Source organism: Pseudophaeobacter sp. 1A09344 (assembly GCF_041008745.1).
GTDB classification, from domain to species: Bacteria; Pseudomonadota; Alphaproteobacteria; order Rhodobacterales; family Rhodobacteraceae; genus Phycobacter; species Phycobacter gallaeciensis_A.
Window position 1 is genome coordinate 1 of record NZ_JAXGFS010000048.1, and the last position, 235, is coordinate 235.

Below are 235 nucleotides of genomic sequence, written 5' to 3' on the forward strand. Positions count from 1 at the left end.
CGGGAAAGGCCTCGGCCGAGACCGCCCCGCCACCGAGAACGTCGAGCCGCTCGAGCACGAGCACGTCGAGGCCCGCCTGGGCGAGGTAGGCGGCCGCCGTGAGGCCGTTGTGCCCGCCGCCGATGATGACCACGTCCCGTCGCTGCGTCATGCGGTCACCCTAGCCCTGCAGCGTGCGCCGGTCAGGGTGAGACGGGGGCGAGGGCGCGGGCGAGCAGCTCGCACACCGCGACGA

The 235-nt window shown here is 74.5% G+C and carries 1 protein-coding gene; it reads right to left on the reverse strand.

The window, feature by feature from the left end; genetic code table 11:
• Positions 1-151, reverse strand: a 151-nt coding sequence (locus SM765_RS23035) for an FAD-dependent oxidoreductase (protein WP_368981946.1), incomplete at its 3' end; no start/stop codon positions are given.
• Between the last annotated feature and the right edge of the window lie 84 nt (positions 152-235).